Genomic DNA, 24,792 nt, shown 5'->3' with positions numbered 1-24,792 from the left:
CTCGGACGGAGTTACCGTGTGTGATCCGCGCACTACGCTGGACAGCACAGGGCTGCTACTCCGAACGTCGGCGATCTGGTTAAAACTGTTACGTGTCAACACAAAAATGTTCCTGTGGGGGTTGAATCTTTATCTTTCAACCACGCACGGTCAGCCGGGATGTGTGGAGAGTTTCCGACAACGCTGACACGACGGTGTCCTGTTCGGACTCGGTCATGTCGTGGAAGAGCGGAAGGATCAGCGTCCGGGCCGTGAAGGCCTCCGTCACCGGCAGTTCCGCGCAGGGGTGACCCTCGTAGGCGGGTTCGAGGTGTGACGCCATGATTCCGCGCCGTGCGCTCACACCGCGTTCGGCAAGGCCCGCAAGGACTTCCTGGCGGTCGGCGCCCTCGGGCAGCCAGACCCAGAACGACTGGTAGTTCGTCGTGCCGTACTCGGGGTCCCGCACCGCGACGAGGCCGGTGTCCGCCAGCAACTCGTGGTAGCGCGCGGCCAACTCACGGCGACGAGCGATGATCGCGTCCAGTTTGGACAGCTGCACCAGGCCGACCGCGGCCTGGATGTCGGTCATCCGGTAGTTGAACGCCGTCTCCAGGTACTGCTCGATGACGGCCGACCCACCGTTGTGGCGGTCCGCGGCGGACACGCTCATCCCGTGTTCCCGCAGGCGCTTGAGCCGAACGGCCCAGTCGGGGTCGTCGGTGGTGACCATGCCGCCCTCACCGGTGGTGAGGAGCTTGCGCGGGTGGAACGACCAGGCGGCCAGCAGCGCGTTCGTGCCGACCGGCTTGCCCTTGTAGGTGGAGCCCGCGGCACAGGCCGCGTCCTCGATCACCGCGATGCCGCGCGGTTCGCAGAACGCCTTGAGGGCGTCGACGTCCGCGGGCACGCCGGCCTGGTGCACGACCATGACCGCGCGGGTGCGCTCGGTGAGCACCGGTTCCACTGTGGACGCGCTGATGTTGCCCGTCCCGGCCTCGACGTCGGCGAAGACGGGGGTCGCGCCGGTGTAGCGCACGGCGTTCGCGGTGGCGATGAACGACAACGACGGCACGACGACCTCGTCGCCGGGGCCGATGCCCAGCAGGTGCACGGCGAGGTGCAGGCCGGTGGTGCACGACGACACGGCCACGCCGTGGCTGGCGCCGACCGACGCGGCGAACGCCTCTTCGAACTCCCGGACCCGGGGGCCCTGCGCCACCCAGCCGGACCGGACGGCCTCGGCGGCGGCGAGCGCCTCTTCCTCACCGAGCAACGGCCGCATAACCGGAATCACTGGTACTGCCCTTCATCGGGGTGGTGGATCTGGTGCCCGCGGATGCCGTCCTGCTCGACGGCGGAGAGGAGCAGGACGGCACCCGCTGACGGCGGGGTGTGGCCGGAGCCCGACGGCGGTGGGTTCCGGCCGGTCCAGCGAACGTTCGTGCTGGAGGGTGCGGCCGCGGCGCACGCCGACCTGGGGGTGCCGGCGGCGCCGCGGCCGCGGCTTTCGGGGGTGTTACCCGGCGTTCTGCTCGGCGGCGGCCTTCTCGGCACGCCACCACGCGACGAGGTCGCGCAGTCCGCCGTCCATCTCGATCTCGGGCTTCCACCCGAGCTCGGTGGCCGCGAGGCTGATGTCGGCGAGCCGGCGCGTCACGCCGTTCACCTTGCGCTCGGGGCCGTGCTCCAGCGGCAGGTCGGAGTCCATCGCGGCAAGCAACGCGAGGGCGAGCTCCTTGAGCGAGGTCTCCTGGGAGGACGCGATGTTGTACACCGTGTCCGTGACCGGCGCCCTGGCCGCGAGGATGTTGGCGCGTGCGATGTCGTGCACGTGCACGAAGTCCATCGTCTGGGCGCCGTCACCGAAGATGAGCGGCGACTTGCCGTCGACGATGCGCTCCATCCAGCGGATGAGCACCTCGGTGTACAGACCGTGGACGTCCATCCGCGGGCCGTACACGTTGAAGTAGCGCAGCGCCACGTAGTCGAGGTCGTACATGGCCTTGAAGCTGCGCAACATGCCTTCGTTGAACGCCTTCGCGGCGCCGTAGAAGGTGTCGTTGTTGTACGGGTGGTGCCGTTCGTCGGTGGGGAACGACTCCGCGAGCCCGTAGATCGACGCCGACGACGACGCGATGACCTTCTTCACCCCGGCGGCCGCGGCGGCCTCCAGAATCGTGAACGTGCCGTCGACCAGGCACTCCAGCGCCAGGCGCGGTTCCTCGGCGCACTGCGTGATGCGGATGGCGGCGAGGTGGAAGACGAGGTCCTTGCCCTCGGTCAGCTCGCGCACCAGCGCCTTGTCGTTGATGTCGCCCTCGACGATGCGGACGACACCGGACTCGAGCGCGGAGGCCAGGTTCTCCCGGCGGCCGCGCACGAAGTTGTCCAGCACGACGACCTCGGCCGCGCCGGCCTCGACGAGCTGGTCCACGACCGACGAACCGATGGTTCCGGCGCCGCCCGTGACGAGCGCGCGCTGACCGGTGATCGGCTGAGCCAGATCCTTCAGGGCCAGATCATTGGGGGCCGACATCAAGAAACCCTGCCTTCGACTTGTTGAACGGGAACGAAGACCCCGCCGGAGCGCAACGACTCCGACGCCGCCTCCAGCACCGCCAGCACGCGCAGACCCGCGCGGCCGTCGGTCAGCGGCGCGCGCTTCTCGGTGATGGACGCGGCGAACTCCGCCATCATCGACCGCAACGCCTCGCGTTCCACCAGCGCCGGCGCGACCATGTCGCCGGTGCGGTAGGAGATCTTCTGCTGCTCCGGGGAGAGGTCGACTCCCCGGTCGTAAATGGACAGTCGCTGCGCGGGATTGTTGTCGTCCCACACGGCCGTGCGCTGCGAACCGCCGATGACCATCGTGCGAATCTTCGTCGGCGACAGCCAGTTCACGTGCACGTGCGTGATCGCCCCGTTGGACAGCCGCACCGTGAGGTGGCCGACGCACGCGACGCCCGCGCCGATGGGATCGGAGCCGTGCGCCGAGACCTCCACCGGGCGCACGTCGTCGGGCAGGATCGCCTCGAAGATCGACAGGTCGTGCGGGGCGAGGTCCCACAGCACGTCGACGTCCGGCTGCACCAGACCGAGGTTGATGCGCACCGAGTCGATGTACTGGATGTCACCGAGGTCGCCGCCGCGGATGATCTTGCGCAGGTGCTGCACCGACGACGTGTAGGCGAAGGTGTGGTCCAGCATCAGCGTGAGGCCGCGGTGCTCGGCGGTCTCGACGAGCTTGAGGCCGTCCTCGAAGTTGGCCGCGAGGGGCTTCTCCACGAGGACGTGCTTGCCGGCCTCCAGCGCCGCGAGGGCGACGGGCAGGTGCGTGGCGGCGGGGGTGGCGATGGCGATCGCGTGGACGTCGGGATCGGCGAGGACCTCGTCCAGCGACGCGGTGGCGCGCACCGTCGAGTACTGGCCCAGCACGCGCTGGGCCTTCTCGACGTCGAGGTCGCACAGGTAGCGCAGGTGCAGTGCCGGCGTGGCCTGGGCGTTGCGAACGAGGTTCGGCCCCCAGTACCCGGCACCGATGACAGCAAGGCCAATCACGTCTTGGTTCCCCATCAGTAGGCCCCCTGGCCGCCGAAGACGGCGCGGAAGGTCTTCCACATGATCACGAGGTCGAGTGCGAGCGACCAGTCCTCGACGTAGCGCAGGTCGAGGCGGATCGACTCCTCCCACGAGAGATCGCTCCGTCCGCTCACCTGCCACAGACCGGTCAGGCCGGGCTTCACCAGCAGGCGGCGCCGCACGTCCGAGGAGTACTTCGCGGTCTCCTCCGGCAGCGGCGGGCGCGGGCCGACGAGCGACATGCTGCCCGCGAGGACGTTGAACAGCTGCGGCAGCTCGTCGATGGAGTAGCGGCGCAGGAACGTGCCGACCTTGGTGATGCGCGGGTCCTTCTTCATCTTGAACAGCACGCCGTTGCCTTCGTCGACGCTGGCGAGCCTGGCGCGCAACGCGTCGGCGTTGGTCACCATCGTGCGGAACTTGATGATCGTGAACGGCACACCGGTCTTGCCGACGCGCTTCTGGCGGTAGAAGACGGGACCACGGCTGTCGATCATCACGAACGCCGCGACGGCGAACATGAGCGGTGCCAGCAGGACCAGGAGGACGAGCGCTCCGACGCGATCGACGACTTCCTTGACCAGACGGCGGAATCCGCTCAGCGCCGGTTCACTCACGCGCAGCAGCGGCATGCCGAGCACCGCGCTCATGTGCAGCCGCGGGCCGGCGACCTCCATGAGACCGGGCGACACGACCATTTCGGCACCGGAGCCTTCGAGTGCCCACGCGAGCTGCTGGAGACGGCGAGGTGTCCAGTAGGCGTCGGGCGTGACGGCGACGATGCGGTACCCACCGCGGCGGACGTGCTCGGCGAGCTCGCGCAGCTGGCCGACGACGGGCACGCCGTCGACATCGGTGCCGGAGCGGCCGCGGCCGTCGATCGTGCAGATGGCGTCCACGCGCCAGCCCAGGTGGGCCACGCGCTTGGTGCGGTGGATGAGGTCCTCGACGGTGTCCAGGTTGCCGGCGGCGAGGACCGAGAGCAGGAATCGTCCTTCACTGCGGCCGCGGTGCAGCGGGCGGCGCAGGAGGTAGCGCATGGGAAACGCGACCAGTGCGATCGCGGGAACTACGACGAAGATCCACAGGCGGGCGCCGGGGATGTCGACGGCGAGCGCTCCGAGGCCGAGCGCCACGACGGCACCGAACAAACCCCGGCCGAGTCTTCGGAACTCCTCGGCTCCCTGGCCGAGAACGGCCGGTGTCCACACGCGGTTGATCGCGAGCGAACCGACCACGACAACTACTGTGAGTATGTCCAGCAATGCAAGGGAAAGCGGGCCGAAGGCCGTGTGACGCATGCTCATGACGGCACCGACGGCGATGACGACCAGGACGACGGTCAGCACATCGGCGGTGATCACGGCATATCGGTAGCGACTTTCCCAGCGCGCTACGGGTGGATGGGTCTGTCTGTGTTCCGACAGCGTGTTGAGCGTGGAGCGCAACCCGTCGACGTCACGGGCAGCGCGGACCTGCTCACTCATCGTTCTGATCTCCCCGGCTCAGCGGCGATTCCGGACGTGCACCAACGCAGGTCACCCCGAGGACCTTCGAAACTCAGGACTTCGCGATCTTCGGCCACGCCGTCATTCGGGCTCGGCCGCCGAAGCTCGCAACCGGTGATTCGTCTGTTCCGGCATCCGCGTTACAGACCTTGGAAAAAAGTTTCCCCAGTGCCCGAATACCGGACGTGACCCCCGTCTCACAGCAACGAAAACGTGGCGTCACAAGACGATTCCGGATGTCCACAAGGGACATAAAGGTTACGTATGTCCCGAGGTAATCGTTCAGATCAGGTCTTCAGGCCCTAGTCTGATCGACTGCGATTGTGCATGCACTTACCGCCGAACGGAGCAATGCGTTACGGCCGAACGGAAATGCGCACCTCGTCGCCGTCGACGACCACGATGTCGCCGTGGCGCAACTGTGCTCCGCGCCGCAGCTCCACAGAGCCGTTGACGTGGACTTCTCCGTCCTCGATGAGCACCTTGGCGTGCCCGCCGTCCTCGGCCAGCTGCGCCAGCTTGAGGAACTGTCCTAGCCTGATCGGCTCTTCGGAGATCTCGACCGTCCGCATGAGTCCCATCATCCCAGTAGGGCCCGCCCCACTGCTCGCTCGGGGGCGCACACCAGCGCGTTCGAGTGAAGGCGTTGACAGCCTTGAAGTATGAAAACTTCGAGGGGGTACGTCGCCTGGTTGGCGGTGTCGGGACTCGTCTGCGTGGCGATAACGATCTTCGCGGCGAGCGCGTACGTCACGCTGGACATGAGCCAGGCGAGGCCGGCACTGCGCGGACCCGTCCACTACGGCCTGCTGGTCGCGCACATCTTCACCGGAACGGTCGCGGTCCTGGCGGGTGTGTCGCAGTTCTGGCCGGGCCTGCGCGCCCGGCATCCGCGGGTGCACCGGGTGATGGGACGCGTCTACTTCGCGGCGGTCCTGCCGTCGTCGGTGCTCGGCGCCGTGTGCGCCCAGCTGTCGCTCTTCGGGCTGGCGTCGTCCGGGCCCCTGACGGTCCTGTCGGTGCTGTGGTTCGTCAGCGCGGTGTACGGCCTGAAGACGGCACGGCGGCGCCAGTTCGGCGAACACCGCATCTGGATGATCCGCGGGTTCGCACTCACCGGCGCCGCCGTGACGGGTCGCCTCTGGGGCCTGGCTCTCGGCGCACTGGTGCCCGACGGGGACGGGCTGCTGATCTTCGCCACCGCGAACTGGCTGTCGTTCGTGGTGAACCTGCTGGTGGCCGAGTGGTGGATCCAGTCGCGGGGTTACACCCGGACCTTGCCCTCCGTGGCGCTCAGGCCGAGCATCTCCAGCAGGTCGGCGCAGTCGAGCGAGTCCATGGCGTGAGACGCCACGGTGCGGGCCGCCTTGCTGTTCTGAATCGTGCTGTGCTCCTTTTCCAGAGCCTTGGCCTCGGCGAAGGTGCCGGTTTCGGGCTCGGCGATCGCGGGACGCGCCCAAGTCATGTCGTGCCTGCTTCCGCATCGGGGGATGTAGTCATCATGGCAAGTGAGTGACCGAAACACCAGAACCTGTGCTTACCGTAATCGATCACCCACGCTGCGTGTAAACCGTGGAAGCGATTTCTCGAAACGACACCCGATCGATTTCAGCGGGGATTCGGCTTTACCGGCCGTACCTCAGCACCGACTCCACTTCGGTCACGAATGCGACCAGCCGTTCGTCGTCCACATCGTCCGGCGTGGGACCGTCCACCGCGAGCCGTTGCAGCGCAACGGAAGTCGTCGCACTCTCCCGCGCCAGACGGCGGAACCCGAATGTCGCCTCGTACAGCGACATGGCGGTACCCAGAGCGGCGAAAGTCGTTGCCACGAAAGCCCACATGGCCCTGCGCGGCCCGTCGGCCATGCCGATCGCGGCGGCCGCGGCGGCGGCGATGAACATCGCCGCGGAGAGCGCGACCGTCCACGTGCGGGCGCGGGAGTAGCGCTTGCGGCTGCGTTCGAAGTGGTCGAGCCGGTCCTGGAAGCGGTGGCGGAGGTAGGCCTCGACGAACTGGGCCTGCCTGAGTTTGTCGCTCATGTCCTGACCACCTCGTGCTTGCGGTTGCTGACCGCGGCTTCCAGGTCCGCCACCTTGTCCAGGCGCTCGTCCTCCGTGGCGGGCGCCACAGCGGCGAGGTGCGCGAAGTACAGCGCCCGCAGGCGCTCAGCGCGTGACCGGGCCGTCAGATACTTGTCGAGCGACTCGCGCTTGCGCGCCACGATCGTGATGGCCGCGGCGAACGCGCCGCCCGCCACGACGAGCACCCCAGGCCACGGCGTGTCCTTCAGCCAGGTCTGCAGCGCGGCGAACACCGTCGTCGTCAGGCCGCCCGCGATCGCGAGCACGGCCGTGAGCCGGTAGCGGTTCTGCTCGACGTCGGCTTCCGCGTCGAGTTCCTGGAACGCCGGCGCGACGACCTGGTTCGCTTCGTGGATGGCGTCCGCGAGCATCGGGTACGCGACCACGAAACCGGGATCGACCAAAGGCCGTGCTTCGGGAGCCTTGTAGCGGAGCTTGGGCAGGATCCGCGGCGGCTTGACTGGCTTTTCCTTGCCCAGCAACCGTTCCAGCGCGGTGACGGCCTTGCCTGCGCCCTCGTCCACGTGGACGATGAAGATCTTGCCGCTGCGCACCAGCACCGCGAGGTCACCGGTGAGGTCGCCGGTCGCGATGCGGTCCGCGAGACCGCCCGTGCCGGCGAGCACCAGCAACGGGTTGTCGCCGCTGAGGTGGTCGACGACCTCCTGCTCGCTCTCGCCTCCGACGACGAGGGCGACGACGGGCTTCTTGTGGCGCACGGCGTCGATCGTGCGGAACAGCACCGGGGTCGCGTCCGTCCACTCCGAACCGGGGACGATGACGGCGACGCTGTGGTTGGGCTCCAGCGGGACCTGGCCGTTGGTGGCGCTCTCGGTCAGGTCGTGCACCTTGCTGCTCGGCGCGACCCCGATCACGACGGGCCAGCGCTGCTCGCACGCCTGCAAAGCCATGCCCAGCAAGTGGACAACGCCTCGGTCGGTGCCTTCGGTGACGAACACGGCGCCGTTGCACGCCGCGGTCACGACGACGGATCTGAGCACCGGCAACAACTTCGCGGCGAGATCCGTCTCGATGTCTTCTGTGGAGCCGAAGACCGAGATCACCGTGCGGCCCCGGGGCAAGCCGAGGGCCTTGGGTTTGATGTCGGCGTCCGGCTGGGACAGCCGTTTGACTGTCGGGCCGCCTGCTGTGGGCATGCCGCGCACCATAACGCCGTGATCGATCGAGGGCCAGAGCCCGTTAGACCTCATCCTCGTCGTCCAGGGGGACTTCCTGGCGCTGCTCGTGGGCGTCGGCCTCGTTGGCCTCCAGCGGCGTGTCCGACGTCTCGACCGGCTCGTGCGGAACGACCTCGCGCAGCTGCTCCTGCACATCCGCTTCGGGTGCTTCGGGATTCATGCCGTGCGGTTTCCCTGCGGCGTGCCCTTCCACACCTGCCGGGTCAGCTCACCGAGGTCCGCCAGGTCGTCGAGGACGGTCTCGGCACCGGCCCGGCGCAGGTCGTCCGCGTCGCTGCGCCCGGTGGCCACGGCGACCAGCCGCACACCCGCCTTCGTCGCCGCGTACACGTCGTGCGGCGTGTCGCCGATGAGCACGACCTCGTCGTGGGTGAACGGCCGGATGCGCTGCGCGCGTTCACGGGCGAACGTCACCAGCTCGGCCCGGTCGGCGTGCTCGTCGCCGAACGCGCTGACGTCCCAGTCGACCAGGTGCGCCAGGCCGAACTCCTCCAGCTTGATCAGCGCCACGCTCCTGAGGTTCGCCGTCAGCACGCCCTGGTGCACGCGCGGGTCGTCGGCGAAGTGCTGGAGGGCCTCCAGCGCTCCCGGCAGCACCTCGCCGTGGCCGGGCAGCTCGGCGCGCCTGGCCTCGAAGGAGTTCGCGAGGGCGTTGGCGAGGAGCTGGGCGGCCTCCTCCGTGTGCTCGATGCCGTGCAGGCGCAGCGTCTCCTCGATGATGTCGACCTCGGTGCGGCCGCCGAGGTCGACGGGGCCGCTGAGCTCCCTGCCGAAGGCGCTGCGGAACGCCTCGCGGTACATCAGTCCGCCGAAGCCGCGCGCCGAGATCAGCGTGTTGTCGATGTCCCACAGCACCAGCAGTTCAGGCCCGGTCACCGGACCACCACCCCTCAACGCGTAAAATGGCTGCTCATGACCTCGATCGACCCCGCAGAGCTGGAAGTCTGCCTGCGCGTGCTTGCCCAGGTCGAGGACCTGCCGGCGGAACACGACGACGCCGTGCGCGTGCGCCGGGCCACCGCGAAGATCTTCAAGGCCGCGAAGAAGTTCCGCAAAACCGAGCGCAAGGCCGCCATCGTGGCCAACGACCGCGCCGTGACCGCGCTCACGGCCACCGGTTCGCCGGACCGCATCGACGACGAGACGCAGGGGCTTCCCCTCGTGTCGACGGCTCAGGGCGCCACGGCGGGCACGCTGCTGCGCGCGCGGTCCTGCTACACGTGCCGCACGAGGTTTGTCGAGGTAGACGCCTTCTACCACAACCTCTGCCCCGCCTGCGCCGCCTTCAACCACGGCAAGCGCGACGCCCGCACGGACCTGTCGGGCCGCAACGCGCTGCTGACCGGCGGCCGGGCGAAGATCGGCATGTACATCGCGCTGCGGCTGCTGCGTGACGGTGCGCACACCACGATCACCACCCGGTTCCCCAAGGACGCGGCGCGGCGGTTCGCCTCGATGCCCGACGCCGCCGACTGGATCGACCGGCTCAAGATCGTCGGCATCGACCTGCGCGACCCGGCCCAGGTGCTGGCACTGGCCGACGAGGTGGCCTCCCGCGGGCCACTCGACGTCCTGATCAACAACGCCGCCCAGACCGTGCGCCGTTCCTCGAACGCGTACGCGCCGCTGGCGCAGGCCGAGCACGAGGCGTTGACGGGTGATGCGAAGCGTCCCGAGCTGATCTCGTTCGGCGGGCACGGGCAGCTGGCGTTGCCCGGCACCGCCGTTCCCGAGGCGCACTCGGTGACGACGCTGGCGTTGATGGCGGGCTCGAAGGACATCGACGCGGGCGGCCTCGTGCCGGACACCGCGCCGGTCAACTCGTGGATCCAGAACGTCGACGAGGTCGACCCGGTGGAGCTGCTGGAGGTGCAGCTCTGCAACTCGACGGCGCCGTTCCTGCTGATCTCACGGCTGCGCGCCTCGATGGCGAAGTCGTCGTACCGCCGCAAGTACGTGGTGAACGTGTCGGCGATGGAGGGCCAGTTCTCCCGCGCCTACAAGGGTTCCGGGCACCCGCACACGAACATGGCGAAGGCCGCGCTGAACATGTTGACGCGCACCAGCGCCGAGGAGATGCTGCAGGCCGACGGCATCCTGATGACGGCCGTCGACACGGGCTGGATCACCGACGAGCGCCCGCACCCGATGAAGATGCGGCTCGCCGAAGAGGGCTTCCACGCCCCGCTGGACCTGGTCGACGGCGCGGCACGGGTGTACGACCCGATCGTGCGCGGCGAGGCCGGCGAGGACCTATACGGCTGCTTCCTCAAGGACTACGCGCCGTCTCCTTGGTGATTTCGGGCTGACACACGTGTCCGAGGTACCCGTCGGACGCACCCGAACGAGCCCTTTCGTCAGGTCAGAGGCCTATTTGAACACCCGTTCGAGTACTCATTTGTCATGAGGACTGTGTGGCGGGGAGCACTTCGGTTCGGGATGACGACGATGACGGTGCGGCTGGTGTCGGCGGCCACCGAGCACCGCAGCAAGGTGCACCTGGTGCACCGCGAGGACAGCGGCCGCGTGCGCCATCAACAGGTGTGCGGCGAGTGTTCGCTGCGGCTGGCGCCGGAGGACATCGGGCGGGGCTACGAACTCGACGACGGCCGGATCGTGCAGATCGATCCGGCCGATCTGCCGGCGCCGGAGGACGGCGTGATCGACGTGCAGCAGTTCGCGCCGCAGGTCGACGTGGACCCGGTCGCGTTGCACCGCAGCTACTACCTGGAGCCGGACGACCTGGCCGTGCGGTCCTACGTGCTGCTGCGGGAGACGCTGGAGCGGACCAAGACCGCCGCGATCGTCAAGTTCGGCCTGCGCGGCAAGGAAACGCTGGCGGCCATCCGGCCGCAGCACGGCGTCCTGGTGCTGCACACGCTGCTGTGGCCCGACGAGGTCCGGGAGCCGCACTTCCCGTTCCTGCACCGGGACACCGAGGTGCGCACCGGCGAACTGGCCGCGGCGGCGGCTTTGGTGCGAGCGCAGACACGTCCGTTCCGGCCGCACGACTACCCGAACACGCACCACGAGGCCTTGCTGCACCTGGTGGAGGCGAACGTCTGACCCGCATCTGATGGTGCGGACGTCTGAGGGCTCCTGATGGTGCGGGTGCGCGACCCGGGTCTCGGGGATGAACGCGGGTCGCGCGCCCGTTCTGTCAGGGGGCGGCGCTAGCATCGGCAGCCATGCTCGCCAGCCCGTCCGATCTCGTCGACCTGCTCGAATGCGAGCACCGCAGCTTCCTCGCTCGTGACGAACGGCGCGGCGACCCCTCCGAACTGCACCTCGCCGCCGCCCGGACGGCCGCCGAGATGCGTTCCGGTGCGGACCTGATCGAGAACGCGGTGTTCTTCGACGGCGTGTTCCACTGCACCGCTCAGACCCTCGTGCGCACGGCCGACGGTTACGAGCCGTGCGACGAGGCCTCGGACGCCACTCCCCTGGCCGTGTTGTCGCTGGTCGCGGCGGCGCAGGCGCTGGGTGCCGCTCGGGCTCACCTGATCGTCGACGGCCGGCGGACGTCGTTCCGCGTCGCCGACTTCCTTCCCCTGGTGGGGCGCCTTCGGACGCGGCTCGCGAAGCCCTCACCGGCACCGAAGCGGTCGTGGGGTGACGTGCGGGCGGCCTGCACCGGGTGCCGGTTCGCCCGTCACTGCGCTTCTGGCCGTGAGGAGGCGCGGGACCTGTCGCTGGTGGCCGGGCTTCGCGCCGACCAGCGGCGCAAGCTGGTTTCAGCCGGCATTGACACGATCGACGCGCTTGCGGCGACCGAGGAACGGCCGGCGACGCTGTCGCCCGCGAGCTTCACGGCGCTGACCGCGCAGGCCCGGCTTCAGGTGCGGCAGGAACGCACGGGCGTCATCACCTACGAGGTCGTGGCGCCGGAGGCGTTGGCGAACCTGCCGGAGCCCGCCGAGGACGACGTGTTCCTGGAGGTCGACGGCGACACGTTCCGGACGCCGGGCTGGGAGGGGACGTTCGAGGAGTTCGTCGACCGCACGCCGGCCGGGACCGTCTACCACTTCGCGCCGCACGACCTCGCCGGGCGGGCCGCGCGGACGGCGACGCGTGAGTCCGAAGTGGACGAGCTGGTGCGGCGCTGCGTCGATCTCGGCGCGCTGACGCGTCGGGTGTTGCGGGTGTCCACTCGGGAGTACACGCTGCCCGCGCTGAAGCCGTTGCTGGACGACGAGGTTCCCACTCGCGGGTTGAGGGACCTGTTGCACCGCATCAAGGTCGAGCGCGAGATCGAGACCGCGGCACCGCAGGAACGCGACGAGGCTGCGTTGGAGAAGGCGGCCGAGCGGGCGCGGCGGATGGCGGCGTTGACCGAGCCGTTGCTGGCGGAAGGACACGACCTGTTCGCGGCGACGGTCGGCTATCACCGGCGTGAGTCGAGTCCGGCGTGGGGTGACTTCTTCCGGCAGGCCCTCGCGCCGATCTCCGATCTGGAGACGGATTCGAACTGCGCGGTGCCGATCACGCTGAAGGCCGAGGACTGGGTGCCTCCGGCCGGGCGGGTCCGGACGCACAAGCGGCAGGTGCACGCGCGGATCGACCCGGAGCGCCCGCACCCGTTCGGTTCCGGCGAGCAGGTCCGGTTGCTCTACCCCGGCAACGTCACGCGCAACGCCGTGGTGGCGGACGACAACCCGTACGAGCTGGTGCTGACCGAGAGCAACTCGCAGGAGCACTCCGAACTGCCGATCGCCGTGCTGCCGGGCAGTCCGGTGCCCGCGTCGCCCAAGGACGAGGCCGTCGCGGAACTGGCCGAGCAGGCCGTCGGCCTGCTGCCGCTGCTGCCCCGCAACCCCGGCATCGACCTGTTGCTGCGCACACCGCCCGCGCAACCGTTGCCGCAGCACGACGACGTGGTGCAGGCCGTGATCAAGGCCGTCGACCAGCTCGACGGCGGGACGCTCGCGGTGCAGGGACCGCCCGGCGCCGGCAAGACGTACCTGGCGACCAAGCTCGTGCGGCACCTCATCGACCAGGGCAAGACCGTCGCGGTGACCTCGACGTCGCACAAGGCCGTCGAGAACGTGCTGTCTTCGGTGGATCCCGACATCCCGATGGCCAAGCGTCCCAAGGAGAAGAAGCCCGAGGAGGGCCTCCCGTGGGACCAGCCGAAGAGCAACGGCGCACTGGCTCAGTGGCGCGAGGAACACCCGCAGGGCCACCTTGTCGGCGGCACGGCTTGGACGTTCTCCAACGCCGTGATCAAGGCGCAGCCGTTCGACGTGATGATCATCGACGAGGCCGGCCAGTTCGCGCTGGCCGACGCGGTGGCGGTGGCGACGGCCGCGCGCAACCTCGTGCTGCTCGGCGACCCGCAGCAACTGCCTCAGGTGGTGCAGGGCGTGCACCCGCCTGGTTCGGACGCCTCGGCGCTCGGCCACCTGCTCGGCGACGCGGACGTGATCCCTCCGCACCTGGGCTACTTCCTGGCCGAGACGCGGCGGATGCACCCCGCGGTCTGCCGTCCCGTGTCCGAGCTCTCCTACGCCGGACTGCTCCATTCGCACGAAACGGCCGCCCACCGGTCGATCTCGGGCATCGAGCCCGGTATCTACCTGCGCGAGATCGACCACCGGCACAACATCACGTCGTCCGTCGAGGAAGCCGAGGCCGTGGTGGACACGGTGCGCGCGATCGTCGGTCGTACTTGGACGGACAACGGCAAAACGCGCGAACTGACCGATGCGGACATTCTCGTCGTGGCGCCCTACAACCTGCAGGTGCGGGTGATCCGGCGCAGGCTGGCCGAGGCCGGGTTCGAGGGCACGCGGGTGGGCACCGTGGACCGGTTCCAGGGTCAGGAAGCACCGGCCGTCATCATGTCCATGACGTCGTCGTCCACCGTGGACCTGCCCCGTGGCCTGGACTTTCTTCTGTCACGCAACAGGCTGAACGTGGCACTCTCGCGTGCCCAGGTGCTCGCCGTGATGATCTGCTCGCCGCGCCTGCTGGACGCCGACGTGCGGGGCGTGGAGCAGATGCGGCTGGTCGCGGGCGCGATCGGCCTAACAGAAAACATGAGGATCTTTCCGTGGTGACACCGTAGCGTTGTCATACAGTGACCTTCTGACCCCTCTGTGTTGTTAGCGTGACGCGGTTCACCCGGTCGGGTGATTCAGATCATGAATGTGTGCTCGGCCCCGCCACGCATCAAACAGAGCAGGAGAGATTCGTTGGCAAGGAGAGTTCTCGGCGCGTTCGCGGTGACCGCTACCGCAGCCCTGGTCACGCTGGCCACGGCCACCCCGGCTAGTGCACACACGGCCAAGGGGTACGCGAAGTGCGACGGCAAGGACGTCGTTCTCCACGTGGATCTGACGCAGTTCGCGCCGGAGAAGCGGAACACCGTCGTGGTCAAGGACGGTGACACGGTTCTCATCCCTGAGAAGGGGAAGGAGACCGAGAAGTTCGGCGCCACCTGGACGAAGACGTTCAAGGGTCTGGACGGCACTGTCGCCCACAAGTTCACGGTCGACGTGAAGGCCTACGACACGAACAAGGCCAAGGGCCAGGACTACGACAAGTTCGAGACGTACACGGTCGACCAGCCGTGCGTGCAGAAGCCGCCGACCAAGACGGAAGAGACCACGACGACCACCACGCCGCCGGCCACCACGGCCCCGGAGGTGCCCTCGTCCTCCGAGGCTCCGCCGTCGACCACCCCGGCCGCCCCCGGCGGCAGCGCTCCGGAACCGCCCCTCGCGGCGACCGGTGCGTCCCCGACGTGGCTGCTGCTCTCGGGTCTGGGTCTGGTGGGTGCCGGTGCCGGCACCCTGCTGTTCCTGCGTCGCCGCCGCAGCGCGTGAACTAGCTGAACAAACGAACGGGGGCGGTCCACATCGGACCGCCCCCGTTTCGTCCCTACAGGTCGAGCGCGGTCGCGGGTTCGTGACCCTCGCGGATGAACCACTCGGTGCCGAACGCGTGCGCGAACGTCGGCTCGTCGAGCGACAGGAAGAACGAATCCTCGGGGATCTGCGAGGCGTGGGCGCGCATCGCCTGCCGCTTCACCTCCAGGTACTTCGAGACGTCGACACCGACGTTGATCTCCGACTCCGGCACCGCGCCCTCGCCGAGCGGCTCCGGTTCCTCGATGCCGGCCATCCGGAACGCCTCGCGGAACTCCGACTCGCGCACCATCGCCTGGTAGACGGCCGGTGTGCCCGCGATCTCCGCGGCGCGCATGCCCACGCGGTGGGTCTGGATGTGGTCGGGATGGCCGTAGCCGCCGAAGCGGTCGTAGGTCAGGAACACCTTCGCGTCCTCTTCGACGAGGATCGCCGCGAGCTTCTGCGCCGCCTCCTCGACGTCCGCGGTCCAGAACGAACCGGGCTGGTCGTTGAGCTCGTCGCCCATCATCCCGGAGTCGCGGTACCCCAGGAACTCCACGCGCGCGACGCCCAGCAGGTCCGCCGCCGCGTGCGTCTCCGCGACGCGGCGCTGCCAGAGTTCCTCGCCCTCCTCCAGGAAGCCGGGCACCTCCCCGGCCTCGCCTCGCGTCGCCACGACGAGCACGACCCGGTGTCCCTCCTCGAACGCCTTGCGCATCACGCCACCGGTCACGATGCACTCGTCGTCGGGATGGGCGTGAAAAGTCACCAGTGTGGCCATGTCAGCGACGTTACCCGCGAACGGGAAGTCGCCAACGTGAAAGGGCGGCGCTCCCCCAGAAACAGGCTGGGAGGCGCCGCCCCTCGGCGAACTCGTGGAGCTATCGCAGGGTCAGGTTCCAGGCGTTGATGTACCCGGTGTCACCGGAGTACACGTCCTGGACCCGCAGCTTCCACGTGCCCGCCGCGACCTCGGACGAGGCGTTGACCGTGTAGGTCGCCACCACGTTGTCGGCACTGTCCGAAGAGGACGAGTTCTTCAGCCGGTAGGCGGTGCCGTCCGGCGCGATCAGGTCGATCACCAGGTCACCGCGGTAGGAGTGGACGATGTCCACGCCGACCTTGGTGGTCGCGGAGGCGTTGCCCGTCACCGTGGAGCTGATCGAGGAGGTGACGGTGCCGAGGTCCACGATCGCGACGTCGGTCGTGTTCTCCAGACCACCGGAGGGCGGCGGAGTCGTGTCGAGGGCCGCCACGGTCTTCGCGGCGTCCGCGAGACCGGCGCCACAGCCACCCGAGCAGGTGCCGGGGAGCGGCCGGGCGTTGGTCTTGATCAGGTCCTTGACCTGGGCCGGCGTGAGCGACGGCTTCTTGGCGACCAGCAGTGCCGCGAGGCCCGCGACGTGCGGGGCGGCCATCGACGTGCCCTGGTAGGGCTTGTAGTTCTCGGCACCGGGGACGGTGGTGCCGGCGTTCAGCGTCGACCAGATGCCGTTCTCCGGCGTGGTGATGGTGCCGGGGGTGTCGGTGCCGCGGCGGGTCTCGCCGCCGGGCGCCGCGATGTCGATGCGGGTGCCGTAGTTCGAGTAGAACGTCCGGTTGCCCTCACGGGACGACGCCGCGACGGTGATCACACCGGAGCAGTTGGCCGGGGTGTAGAGCGACGCGTTGTCGTTCGAGTTGCCGGCCGCGACGACGATCGTGGAGCCGCGGTTGATGGCACCGTTGATCGCGTTCTGGTACGTCGTGGAGCAGGAGGACTTGCCGCCCAGCGACATGTTGATGACCTTGGCGGGCGTCTGGTTCGCGGGCACGCCGGTCACCGTGCCGCCGGACGCCCAGGTGATCGCGTCGGCGATGTCCGAGGTGGCGCCACCGCACTTGGCGAGCACGCGCAGCGGCTGGATCTTGGCGTCGTAGGCGATGCCCGCGATGCCCTTGCCGTTGTTGGTGGACGCGGAGATCGTGCCGGCCACGTGCGTGCCGTGCCAGGAGGAGCTGCTGTCCTGCGCGGGCACCGGGTTGCCGTTGGCGTCGGTGCCGCACTCGCCGCGCGCCGCCCAGTCACCCTGGTCGGCCGGGTTGGAGTCGCGGCCGTTGTTGTCACGGGCACGCGCCGCGTCGGAGACGAAGTCGTACCCCGCGACGACCCGGTCCGCCAGGTCGCTGTGCGCGACGTAGCCGGTGTCGATGACCGCGACGGTCACACCGGAGCCGGTGGTGCTGGACCACGCGCTGGGCACGTTCATGCCCGCGGTGGCCTCGAAGAGGTCCCACTGCCGCGAGTAGTCGGTGTCGTTCGGGTCGGCGAACGGCTGCATCAGCAGGTCCGGCTCGACGTAGGCGACCTTCGGGTCGTTCTTGAACGCCTGGATCGTGTTGTCGGCGTTCGTGGTCTTCGCGCCGAGGTCGACGACGACCGCGCCACTCGCCATGCGGCGGTGCACGGACTTGCCCTTGCTGCGGGCGTCGTCCGAGGCAGCGGAGTCGGACGAGGCTTCGGCGGTGCCGGGCTTGTAGCCGACGATCAGCCGCTCGAAGGGGCGGTTCACCTGGGTCGAGTCCGGCTGGGACTGGATCTGGGCGGGGGCTGCGGTCGCCGATGGGGCGACAACGCTGAGCACGGCGGCGGAAACTGCCGCGGCGCACACACTCGTGCGTCGCAATCCGTTCACGTGAGGTCCTTCCACGCAGGGCCTTCGCGTGCCGTTGAGGGCGTCAGTGTTCTGAACCGGCTGCGGAGGTGGGAGGACGGTAAGCCGGGCCACACCTGCGAAAACAGGTCTAGTGGAGTCCGTTTGACGACACTGGCGTGTTCACGACAGGGGTACTGGGCCGAATGGCGCACAATGTGGCCGTGTTCGGACACTTGGGCGTCGCGCCGGAGCTAACGGCCGTTTACGAGCTTCTGGTAACGGGCGGAAGCCGCACGACGGAGGAAATCGGCGTCGCGGTCCCGGTGCTGGAGGAGATGCGGGAGCTCGGCCTGGTCCGGCACCTGCCCGGCGACGTGTGGCAGGCCGTGGCGCCGGACCTGGCCGTGGAGGCGCTGATCGCCGCACGCGAGGAGGCCAACCGCCGGGCCCGGGCGGACATCGGCCCGTTGATGGAGCTGTACCTGCGCAACCGCGACGAGGAACTGGCGGACAACGCGTTCGTCGAGGTGGTGTCCGGTGTGGACGCTGTCCGCGAGCTGTGGCACGCCCTGCTGCGCGGCGCCCGCGGGGAGGTCTGCGTGCTCGACCAGCCGCCGTACGTGACGCCACTGGGCCAGCACGTCGCTCTGGAGGACGAGACGCGGGAACGGGACGTGCAGTGGCGGGTCGTCTACGACCGCTCGGCCGTCGACATCCCCGGCCGGGTCACCGAGATCATCGACCTGGTCGCGGCCGGTGAACGCGCCCGCGTCACGCCGACGCTGCCGTTCAAGCTCGCGGTGATCGACACGCACGCGGCGGTGCTCCCCGTCGTGAACGGCGACATCGTCGACAAGGTGCTGCTGATCCGGCCGTCCGCGCTGCTGGACGTGCTGCGCTCGACGTTCGAGCTGTACTGGGACAAGGGGATCCCGTTCAGCCCGGGCGGGATCTACGCGGCGGCGGCCGACGTGGACCCGAACCTGCTGGGGCTGCTCGCCGCCGGGCTGACCGACGAGTCGATCGCACGGCAGCTGGGACTCGCGCCCCGCACGGTGCAGCGGCGGGTGCGGCAGCTGATGGACCGGTGCGGCGCGCAGACCCGGTTCCAGGCGGGCGTCCAGGCGATGCGGCGCGGCTGGCTGTAGTCCGACGCAACCTCCGATGATCATTCGGCGTCTTCCTCTGTGCAAGCACGTACTCACAGGGGGATTCAACAAATGCGCATGCGCAAGGTGATGGCGGCTGCCCTGACGGGCCTCGCACTGATCGGTCTCGCGGGCACGGCATCGGCGTCCGCGGACCTCACGTGGCCGCCGAAGGACGTCACGCCGGTCCACAAGACCAAGGCGGAGCTCGAGAAGCAGGCGGCCGGGTTCACCGCTCGCCAGCAGGAGACCTTCCCGAAGATCTTCCGCGGCGCGCAGGACGTCTCGCCCGGCAACTGGGGTGGCGAGGCCGAGGGTCTGTTCGACGACATGCAGTACCTGACCAACTGGACCGGGTTCACCGTCGACGGCCAGAGCAACACGGTGTTCATGCAGGTCAACGCTCCGGGCTTCTTCCAGCAGTCGCCGAAGCAGCTCTGCGAGCGGGACAAGTGCACCGGCAGGACGAGCGACCACCGCGGTGGCGTGACGGTCTTCACCAAGAACGACCAGCACGGCATCACGATCGCGTGGAACTTCCGCCGCAACGGTGAGGTGGTCTGGGCGCAGAGCTGGACGCCGGGCACCGAGGCGCAGCTGGCGGCCGTGGCCTCCGACCGCGCGTACACGTTCACCCGCTAGCGAGAAGAGTGAGCGGGCGCTTCCGGTCATGGAGTCACCGGAAGCGCCCGCTCGATCAGCTGGCGACCTTGCGCGCGGCCACCAGCTGCCCGTCCGCGAAACCCTCGACGCGCACCTCGCGCCCGGTCGCGGCCAGCGTCGCGGTGTGCGCGCCGTCGGTCACGTCCAGCGAGGTCGCCGGGCGGCCGTCGACGTAGACGTCCACCCGGTCGAGGTTCACGGTGTCCAGTGAGACGGTCGTGCCCGCGACCGCCACCCCGAGCCGCCGCACCGGCTGCTCCTCCAACAGCTCTCCCGCCCGTGCGAGGAGATCCACGTTGCCCTGCAACAGGTCCGCGCGGGTGACCCTGTGCTGGTGCGTCGGGCGCACGCCCAGGTCCTCGACCGGCGTGCCGGCGAGCTTGCCCACGCGCAACGTGCGGCGGATCGACACGCGCATGTTCGCCTTGTTGGGCAACGGCTTGTACGGCGACTCCGCGTCGACCGGCGCCGGGATCTTCAGCAGCGTCGACAGCAGCCCGTGCGTCCACACGTTCGCGCCGCCCGCACCGGTGTTGTCGTCCACGCCGAGGATCGGGCCCAGGTCGTGGTCGGCCCAGCCCGCGGCGAAGATGTCGGTGGCCGAGTAGCAGCGCGCGTCGGTGATCAGCACGACCGGGCCGTGGTAGGTCTGGCCCACGGCGTTCGCGCCGTCGACCGGTGTGATCGTGTGCGAGCAGGAGAACGCCTGCCCCGTCTCGGTCGAGCTGTCGAGCGACGGGAACCACGGGCCGAGGTTGATCCGGCCGGTCGGGTCCTCGGCGTGGCGGCGGCAGATCCGCAGGTTCAGCGGTGTGCTCAGGAACTGCACGGGCTCCGGTGAGACGGGCCGCGGCGTCATGGTCTGCAGCAGGAACTCCGCGGCGAAGATGTGGCCGCCGCCGTTGTCGCGGACGTCGACGATGAGCCCGTTCTGCGGCAGCAGGGCCGCGAGCCGCACGAACTCGGCGAGGAACGCGTCCGGGTCGTCGACGCTGAAGGTGAAGATCCGCAGGTGCCCGAACGTGCCGGACGGCGTGACGACGGGGCGGGCCCGGAACACGCCCGGCATCGTCGTCGCCACGTCCTGCGCGGACATCGCGACCGCGCCACCGGAGGCTTCGGCCTGCACGACTTTGGGCGCGTGCAACAACTTCTTGGCGCGCGCCTTCTCGTCGGAGTCCAGGTCGACGCCCTGGGCGGCCGCCGCCGGTGACAGCTCGTCGACGTCCGTCATGGGCGGCAGGTTCTCCGTGACCTGCCAGTCGACGCGGATCTCCCCCGCGGTGCCGCTCTCGTCGCGGTAGCTCACGACCACCCAGTCCTCGTCGGGCGGGAGCTGGATCACCAAGGGGCGCAACGTGAGCGACTCGAGGCCGCGGGCGAGGTTCGCGGCGGTGTTGCTGCCGGCGAAGATCGCGCCGTTCAACGCGACCGCGCGGGCGATCGGCGTGCCGTTCCAGTGCGTCACCTCGGCACCGGCCGCGAGGCCGTCGAACCCGGCGACCGTGCGGGCGACGAGGTACTGCTCGGTGCCGTCCTCGGCGAAGCAGCGCTCCAGCTGGAACGGCAGGAAGGCGATCTTGCCCGCGAACGGCGCCGGCAGCAGGTAGTTCGTGTGCAGGTCGCGCACCGAGTGGAAGGTGCTCGACAGCTCGCGGTGGAACTGCCACTCGGGTTCGGCCGTGGCGTCGGTCTGCCGTTCGAGTCTCGCTCTCAGGACTCTGAGTCTTTGCACGGGATTCACCGCGTGCATCGCGACTTTGAGCGGCAGGTGCGCGTAGTTCTGCTCCAGCACGATCAGCGCCTGGTCGACGATGAGCTTGCGCTGCGCCAGGGTCAGCGTGCCCGAGGTGGCCAGGAACTCGGCGAGTCCGACGGAATTTGCGACGTTCGGGTGAGCGGTTGTGGTCATGGTGGGGCCTCCTTGCTCAGTAGAGGCTTTCCAGGGCGCCTGGATACACCTTTTTCACCCGTTCGGCCGCTAACTGGAGCAGTTTTGTTGACGACAACTGGAGTAAAGGGGAGGCCAGCGATGAGTCCAGCCGTCCTGGAACTGCGCATCCACGGGGTCAACAACACACCCCCGGACGCGATGCTGGCGCTCCCCGACCACGCCGTCGAACAGTTCCGCGGCGATCGGTTCGGCAGCTTCTGGCGCCCGCGACCGGACAGGCTCGCCGACGTCCCAGCGGATCACCCCGGGCAGGTGCCCGCCGGCGTGCGGCGCGAGGCGTACTCGTGGGGCGGCATGGCGCGCAGCAGCCCCGGCGTGCCGGGTAGCGGGGTGCCGTCGGTGCTCGCGAACGCGCTGGGGCGCATCGGGTGGGCGCTGCTGCTGCCGTTCGGGCTGGCGAACGTCGCGTACTGGTCCCGGAAGCTCCCCGACGACTCGGTTCCCTCGACGCGGCGGATGGCGTGGTGGAACGCCGGCCGCGGGGCGGCCTCGACGCGGCTGTTCGGGCTGGGGCTCACGGTGCTGCTGGTGCTCGCGGTGTGCGAGGTGGCGATCGACGTCTACGCGGTCCAGTGTTCGCTGCCGGGCACCACGTGCAAGCGGCTACCGGACTTCCTGGACGTGCTGGGTGATCCCGCCCGCCACGTCCGGGTGCTGGCCGCGTCCGCCGTGCCGGTGTTGCTGCTGCTCGGGTTGCTGGCGCTGACCTCGTTGTCGCGCAGCAGGTACGAGATGACGTCCGTGCGCACGCCGCACCGGCGGGCGGGGGTGATGCTGAGCCGGGCGTCGATGTGGGAGGGCAGCCCGCGGATCCGCCGGCTCACGCGGTTGCACCTCTCGGCCGGGTGCTGCGTGGTGGTGCTGGCGACGAGCACGCAGGTGTGGCAGCACGTGTTCTTCCTCGTGCTGTCCGTGCTCGCCGCCGGAGTCCTGGCCGTGGTGATGGCGCGGGTGGTGGTGACGGCCACCGACTGCCCGGACGTGCCGTCGACCGAGCAGGGCGGCCTGTGGTCGTGGCTGCTGATGATCTCGTCGGTGATCGTGCTGGTGGCACACGGGTTCGGGCTGTACGCGATCGCGCCGGTGTTCGACGGGCCGTTGTGGCTGACGACGTGGGGGCCGCCGGCGGTGACGGTCGCGCTGCTCGGGTCGGTGCTGGCGGCGTGGTCCTGGCGGCGCAACGACGCCAACGGACCGCTGGTCCTGCTGGTGCTGTTCGTGGCCTGCATGGTCGCCACGCACTGGGTCCCGCTCGCCTGGATCGGCGCCGCCGTGTTCGGCGGGGCGCTGGCGTGGCGGGCACGGCCGCGTGCCGGTGACGAGTGGCAGGCCTGGCGCGGCGCCGGACCCGGTGTGCTGCTGGGGTTGTCGCTCGTGTCGTCGGTGATGATGGCGACCGTGCTGGTGCTGACGTTCCGCGGCTGGGTCGGCACGGGCCTGCGGGCGCCGGTGTTCTACTCGTGGTTCAGCGCGGCGTTCGCCGTCGCACTGGTCCCGCTGGTGTTGCTGGTTCTGTTGCAGGCCTTGGTGCTGCTGTCCCGGTTGATCACGCCCGCGGTGCTGGACGGCGAGGGCGAGGCGCTCGTCGTGCGGGCGCGGCACGTGGTCGCGGTGACGCACCGGGCCGAGAACGTGGCCGGGGTGCTGTCGGTGCTGGGCGTGCTCGCGTTGCTGCTGACCTGCTACCTGACGTTCGCCTCGCCGGACTGGGGTCAGTCCTCCGCCGTCACGTGGGTGGTGGGCAAGGGCGACTGGGTGACCGGGCTCGCCGGGATCGCGGTGATCGGGTCGTTCGTCGGCGCCGGGATGCTGACGAACCGGCGGCCGCTCGGGCTGCTGTGGGACCTGATGTGCTTCCTGCCGCGCACGGCCCACCCGTTCGCGCCGCCCTGCTACGCCGAGCGCGCGGTGCCGGAGATCGCCGACCGTTCGCGTGAGTTCCTGGACGAGTCGCCCGACCATCGCGTGGTGCTGTCCGCGCACAGTCTGGGCGCCGTGCTGGCCGTGGCGGCGTTGTACGCGTTGCCCGACGGGTATCTGCGCCGGGTCCAGCTGTTGACGTACGGCGTGCAGTTGCGGCCCTACTTCGGGCGGATCTTCCCGGAACTGCTGGGTCCCGCCGTGCTGGGCACGCCGCCGGTGCGGGCGGGCGCGATGTTCTCGTGCGACCCGTGGCGGCGGGAACCCGGCGAGGTGCCTGAACGCGGGCTGGCGTCGTTGCTGGGGCCGAGCTGGATCAACCTGTGGCGGCGCACCGACTACCTCGGTTTCCCGGTGCACGGTTGGGAGGACAACGACCTCGACCGTCGGGCGAACGAGACGGACGGGTCACCGGACAAAGTGGAGACCCACGGCGATTACCACCTGTGCGCGGCCTACCGAGACGCGTTCACGGAGCTCGTCTCGCTCGATCTGAACCGGTCACCCGATCGTGGACGTGGAGGGGATGGGAACCTGGAACGCAGCTGACTCAAGGAGAAACATGCGCACGACTGTGGCGACCCTCGTGGGTGCCGTACTGCTCGCTGGAGGGCTGGCCGCTTGCTCGAGCGAGACTCCATCCTCCGCACCGTCCTCCGCACCGTCCTCCGCGCCGCCCTCCACACCGGCCATCACACCGGTGGCCGAGACCGAGGTGGCCGCACCCGCGGCCTCCGGTGACCAGCCGAAGGGCATCACGTACGACGTCGCGCGAATCCCCGTGGGCGCCAAGCTCTCCACCGGCTCTTCCGTTGCGAATGGACGGACGACGGTGGAGCTGAAGGTGTCGGGCCTGCTGCCGAACACCAAGTACGGCTCGCACGTGCACACCAAGCCGTGCGGCGCCAAGCCGGCCGACTCGGGCCCGCACTACCAGAACACGAAGGACCCGGTGTCGCCGAGCGTCGACCCGCAGTTCGCCAACGCCGAGAACGAGATCTGGCTGGACTTCACCACCGACGCGCAGGGCGCCGCGACCGGCACGGCGACGGTGAAGTGGGAGTTCCGCAAGGGCGAGGCGAACTCGGTCGTCGTGCACGCCGCGCACACCAGCACCGAGCACGGCAAGGCGGGCACCGCCGGTGACCGCCTCGCGTGCCTGACCGCGGCTTTCTAGTGTCCTGATTCATTAATTCGTGTGCAGGCGTAGGGTTCGGTGGCATGCCGAACCCGAAGCTGCCTGAGTTGCTGCTGTCCGATGACGAGGC

General features: G+C 69.3%; 21 protein-coding genes. 9 read left to right on the top strand and 12 right to left on the bottom strand.

Features of this window, described 5'->3' with window-relative positions; all coding sequences use genetic code 11:
• Window positions 1-136: 136 nt before the first annotated feature.
• From AB0M48_RS41695 to AB0M48_RS41675, 5 genes are all read right to left on the bottom strand, one after another.
• On the bottom strand, window positions 137-1,264 hold the full coding sequence (locus AB0M48_RS41695) for a DegT/DnrJ/EryC1/StrS family aminotransferase (RefSeq protein WP_363853658.1): 1,128 nt from the start codon (window positions 1,262-1,264) through the stop codon (window positions 137-139).
• A 234-nt stretch (window positions 1,265-1,498) separates the two neighbouring features.
• Window positions 1,499-2,518 (bottom strand): NAD-dependent epimerase/dehydratase family protein, encoded by a 1,020-nt coding sequence (locus AB0M48_RS41690; RefSeq protein ID WP_363853655.1) that lies wholly within the window; start codon window positions 2,516-2,518, stop codon window positions 1,499-1,501.
• On the bottom strand, window positions 2,518-3,540 hold the full coding sequence (locus AB0M48_RS41685) for a Gfo/Idh/MocA family oxidoreductase (RefSeq protein ID WP_363853652.1): 1,023 nt from the start codon (window positions 3,538-3,540) through the stop codon (window positions 2,518-2,520). The genes AB0M48_RS41690 and AB0M48_RS41685 overlap by 1 nt, the downstream gene beginning before the upstream one ends.
• 14 nt (window positions 3,541-3,554) lie before the next feature.
• On the bottom strand, window positions 3,555-5,048 hold the full coding sequence (locus AB0M48_RS41680) for a sugar transferase (protein WP_363853649.1): 1,494 nt from the start codon (window positions 5,046-5,048) through the stop codon (window positions 3,555-3,557).
• A gap of 377 nt (window positions 5,049-5,425) precedes the next feature.
• Entirely contained in the window at window positions 5,426-5,641 is a 216-nt protein-coding gene (locus AB0M48_RS41675; protein WP_319982927.1) for an RNA-binding S4 domain-containing protein, read from the bottom strand.
• Window positions 5,642-5,731: 90 nt separating this feature from the next.
• On the opposite strand from AB0M48_RS41675, the gene AB0M48_RS41670 reads away from it, so the two are divergent.
• Window positions 5,732-6,415, top strand: a complete 684-nt coding sequence (locus tag AB0M48_RS41670; protein ID WP_363853646.1) for a DUF2306 domain-containing protein — start codon at window positions 5,732-5,734, stop codon at window positions 6,413-6,415.
• A 279-nt stretch (window positions 6,416-6,694) separates the two neighbouring features.
• Here the strand turns inward: AB0M48_RS41670 and AB0M48_RS41665 are convergent, their stop codons facing one another.
• The 4 genes from AB0M48_RS41665 to AB0M48_RS41650 are packed head-to-tail and all read right to left on the bottom strand — an operon-like array spanning window position 6,695 to window position 9,228.
• Complete coding sequence (locus AB0M48_RS41665; RefSeq protein WP_363853642.1) at window positions 6,695-7,111, bottom strand: SLATT domain-containing protein; 417 nt, start codon at window positions 7,109-7,111, stop codon at window positions 6,695-6,697.
• Window positions 7,108-8,310 (bottom strand): DUF4231 domain-containing protein, encoded by a 1,203-nt coding sequence (locus tag AB0M48_RS41660; protein ID WP_363853639.1) that lies wholly within the window; start codon window positions 8,308-8,310, stop codon window positions 7,108-7,110. Before AB0M48_RS41660 ends, AB0M48_RS41665 begins: the two co-directional genes overlap by 4 nt.
• Window positions 8,311-8,353: 43 nt before the next feature.
• Window positions 8,354-8,512, bottom strand: coding sequence for a hypothetical protein (locus tag AB0M48_RS41655; RefSeq protein ID WP_363853636.1), 159 nt, complete (start codon window positions 8,510-8,512; stop codon window positions 8,354-8,356).
• Window positions 8,509-9,228, bottom strand: a complete 720-nt coding sequence (locus AB0M48_RS41650) for a haloacid dehalogenase-like hydrolase (protein WP_363853633.1) — start codon at window positions 9,226-9,228, stop codon at window positions 8,509-8,511. Before AB0M48_RS41650 ends, AB0M48_RS41655 begins: the two co-directional genes overlap by 4 nt.
• Before the next feature lie 36 nt (window positions 9,229-9,264).
• Here AB0M48_RS41650 and AB0M48_RS41645 point away from each other — a divergent pair, with 36 nt between their 5' ends.
• The 4 genes from AB0M48_RS41645 (at window position 9,265) to AB0M48_RS41630 (ending at window position 15,179) form a co-directional block, all read left to right on the top strand.
• Window positions 9,265-10,650, top strand: coding sequence for an SDR family NAD(P)-dependent oxidoreductase (locus AB0M48_RS41645; RefSeq protein WP_363853630.1), 1,386 nt, complete (start codon window positions 9,265-9,267; stop codon window positions 10,648-10,650).
• 105 nt (window positions 10,651-10,755) lie between these two features.
• Window positions 10,756-11,418 (top strand): Ku protein, encoded by a 663-nt coding sequence (locus AB0M48_RS41640; RefSeq protein ID WP_363853627.1) that lies wholly within the window; start codon window positions 10,756-10,758, stop codon window positions 11,416-11,418.
• A 122-nt stretch (window positions 11,419-11,540) separates the two neighbouring features.
• Window positions 11,541-14,411, top strand: coding sequence for an AAA domain-containing protein (locus AB0M48_RS41635; protein ID WP_363853624.1), 2,871 nt, complete (start codon window positions 11,541-11,543; stop codon window positions 14,409-14,411).
• Window positions 14,412-14,546: 135 nt separating this feature from the next.
• Window positions 14,547-15,179 (top strand): LPXTG cell wall anchor domain-containing protein, encoded by a 633-nt coding sequence (locus tag AB0M48_RS41630; protein WP_363853622.1) that lies wholly within the window; start codon window positions 14,547-14,549, stop codon window positions 15,177-15,179.
• Window positions 15,180-15,234: 55 nt separating this feature from the next.
• Here the strand turns inward: AB0M48_RS41630 and AB0M48_RS41625 are convergent, their stop codons facing one another.
• Entirely contained in the window at window positions 15,235-15,984 is a 750-nt protein-coding gene (locus AB0M48_RS41625; RefSeq protein ID WP_363853619.1) for a PIG-L family deacetylase, read from the bottom strand.
• Between the two features lie 100 nt (window positions 15,985-16,084).
• Window positions 16,085-17,878 carry a S8 family serine peptidase gene (locus AB0M48_RS41620; protein WP_363853616.1) on the bottom strand — a complete coding sequence of 598 codons (1,794 nt, stop codon included), beginning with the start codon at window positions 17,876-17,878 and terminating at the stop codon, window positions 16,085-16,087.
• A 182-nt stretch (window positions 17,879-18,060) separates the two neighbouring features.
• Between AB0M48_RS41620 and AB0M48_RS41615 the strand changes: the two genes are divergently transcribed.
• Window positions 18,061-18,987 (top strand): LuxR C-terminal-related transcriptional regulator, encoded by a 927-nt coding sequence (locus AB0M48_RS41615; protein WP_363853613.1) that lies wholly within the window; start codon window positions 18,061-18,063, stop codon window positions 18,985-18,987.
• 72 nt (window positions 18,988-19,059) lie between these two features.
• Window positions 19,060-19,629, top strand: a complete 570-nt coding sequence (locus AB0M48_RS41610) for a hypothetical protein (RefSeq protein WP_363853611.1) — start codon at window positions 19,060-19,062, stop codon at window positions 19,627-19,629.
• A 55-nt stretch (window positions 19,630-19,684) separates the two neighbouring features.
• Here the strand turns inward: AB0M48_RS41610 and AB0M48_RS41605 are convergent, their stop codons facing one another.
• Window positions 19,685-21,562: a S41 family peptidase gene (locus AB0M48_RS41605; protein ID WP_363853608.1), complete on the bottom strand. Its 1,878-nt coding sequence runs from the start codon at window positions 21,560-21,562 to the stop codon at window positions 19,685-19,687.
• A gap of 120 nt (window positions 21,563-21,682) precedes the next feature.
• On the opposite strand from AB0M48_RS41605, the gene AB0M48_RS41600 reads away from it, so the two are divergent.
• On the top strand, window positions 21,683-24,073 hold the full coding sequence (locus tag AB0M48_RS41600; protein ID WP_363853606.1) for a hypothetical protein: 2,391 nt from the start codon (window positions 21,683-21,685) through the stop codon (window positions 24,071-24,073).
• 13 nt (window positions 24,074-24,086) lie between these two features.
• Window positions 24,087-24,701 carry a superoxide dismutase family protein gene (locus AB0M48_RS41595; protein ID WP_363853603.1) on the top strand — a complete coding sequence of 205 codons (615 nt, stop codon included), beginning with the start codon at window positions 24,087-24,089 and terminating at the stop codon, window positions 24,699-24,701.
• Window positions 24,702-24,792: the final 91 nt, after the last annotated feature.

The organism is Lentzea sp. NPDC051208 (genome assembly GCF_040682435.1).
In the GTDB taxonomy this organism is placed as follows: domain Bacteria; phylum Actinomycetota; class Actinomycetes; order Mycobacteriales; family Pseudonocardiaceae; genus Lentzea; species Lentzea kristufekii.
The sequence above is the reverse complement of the archived record's forward strand: the minus strand, read 5'-3'. Positions and strand labels throughout refer to the sequence as shown.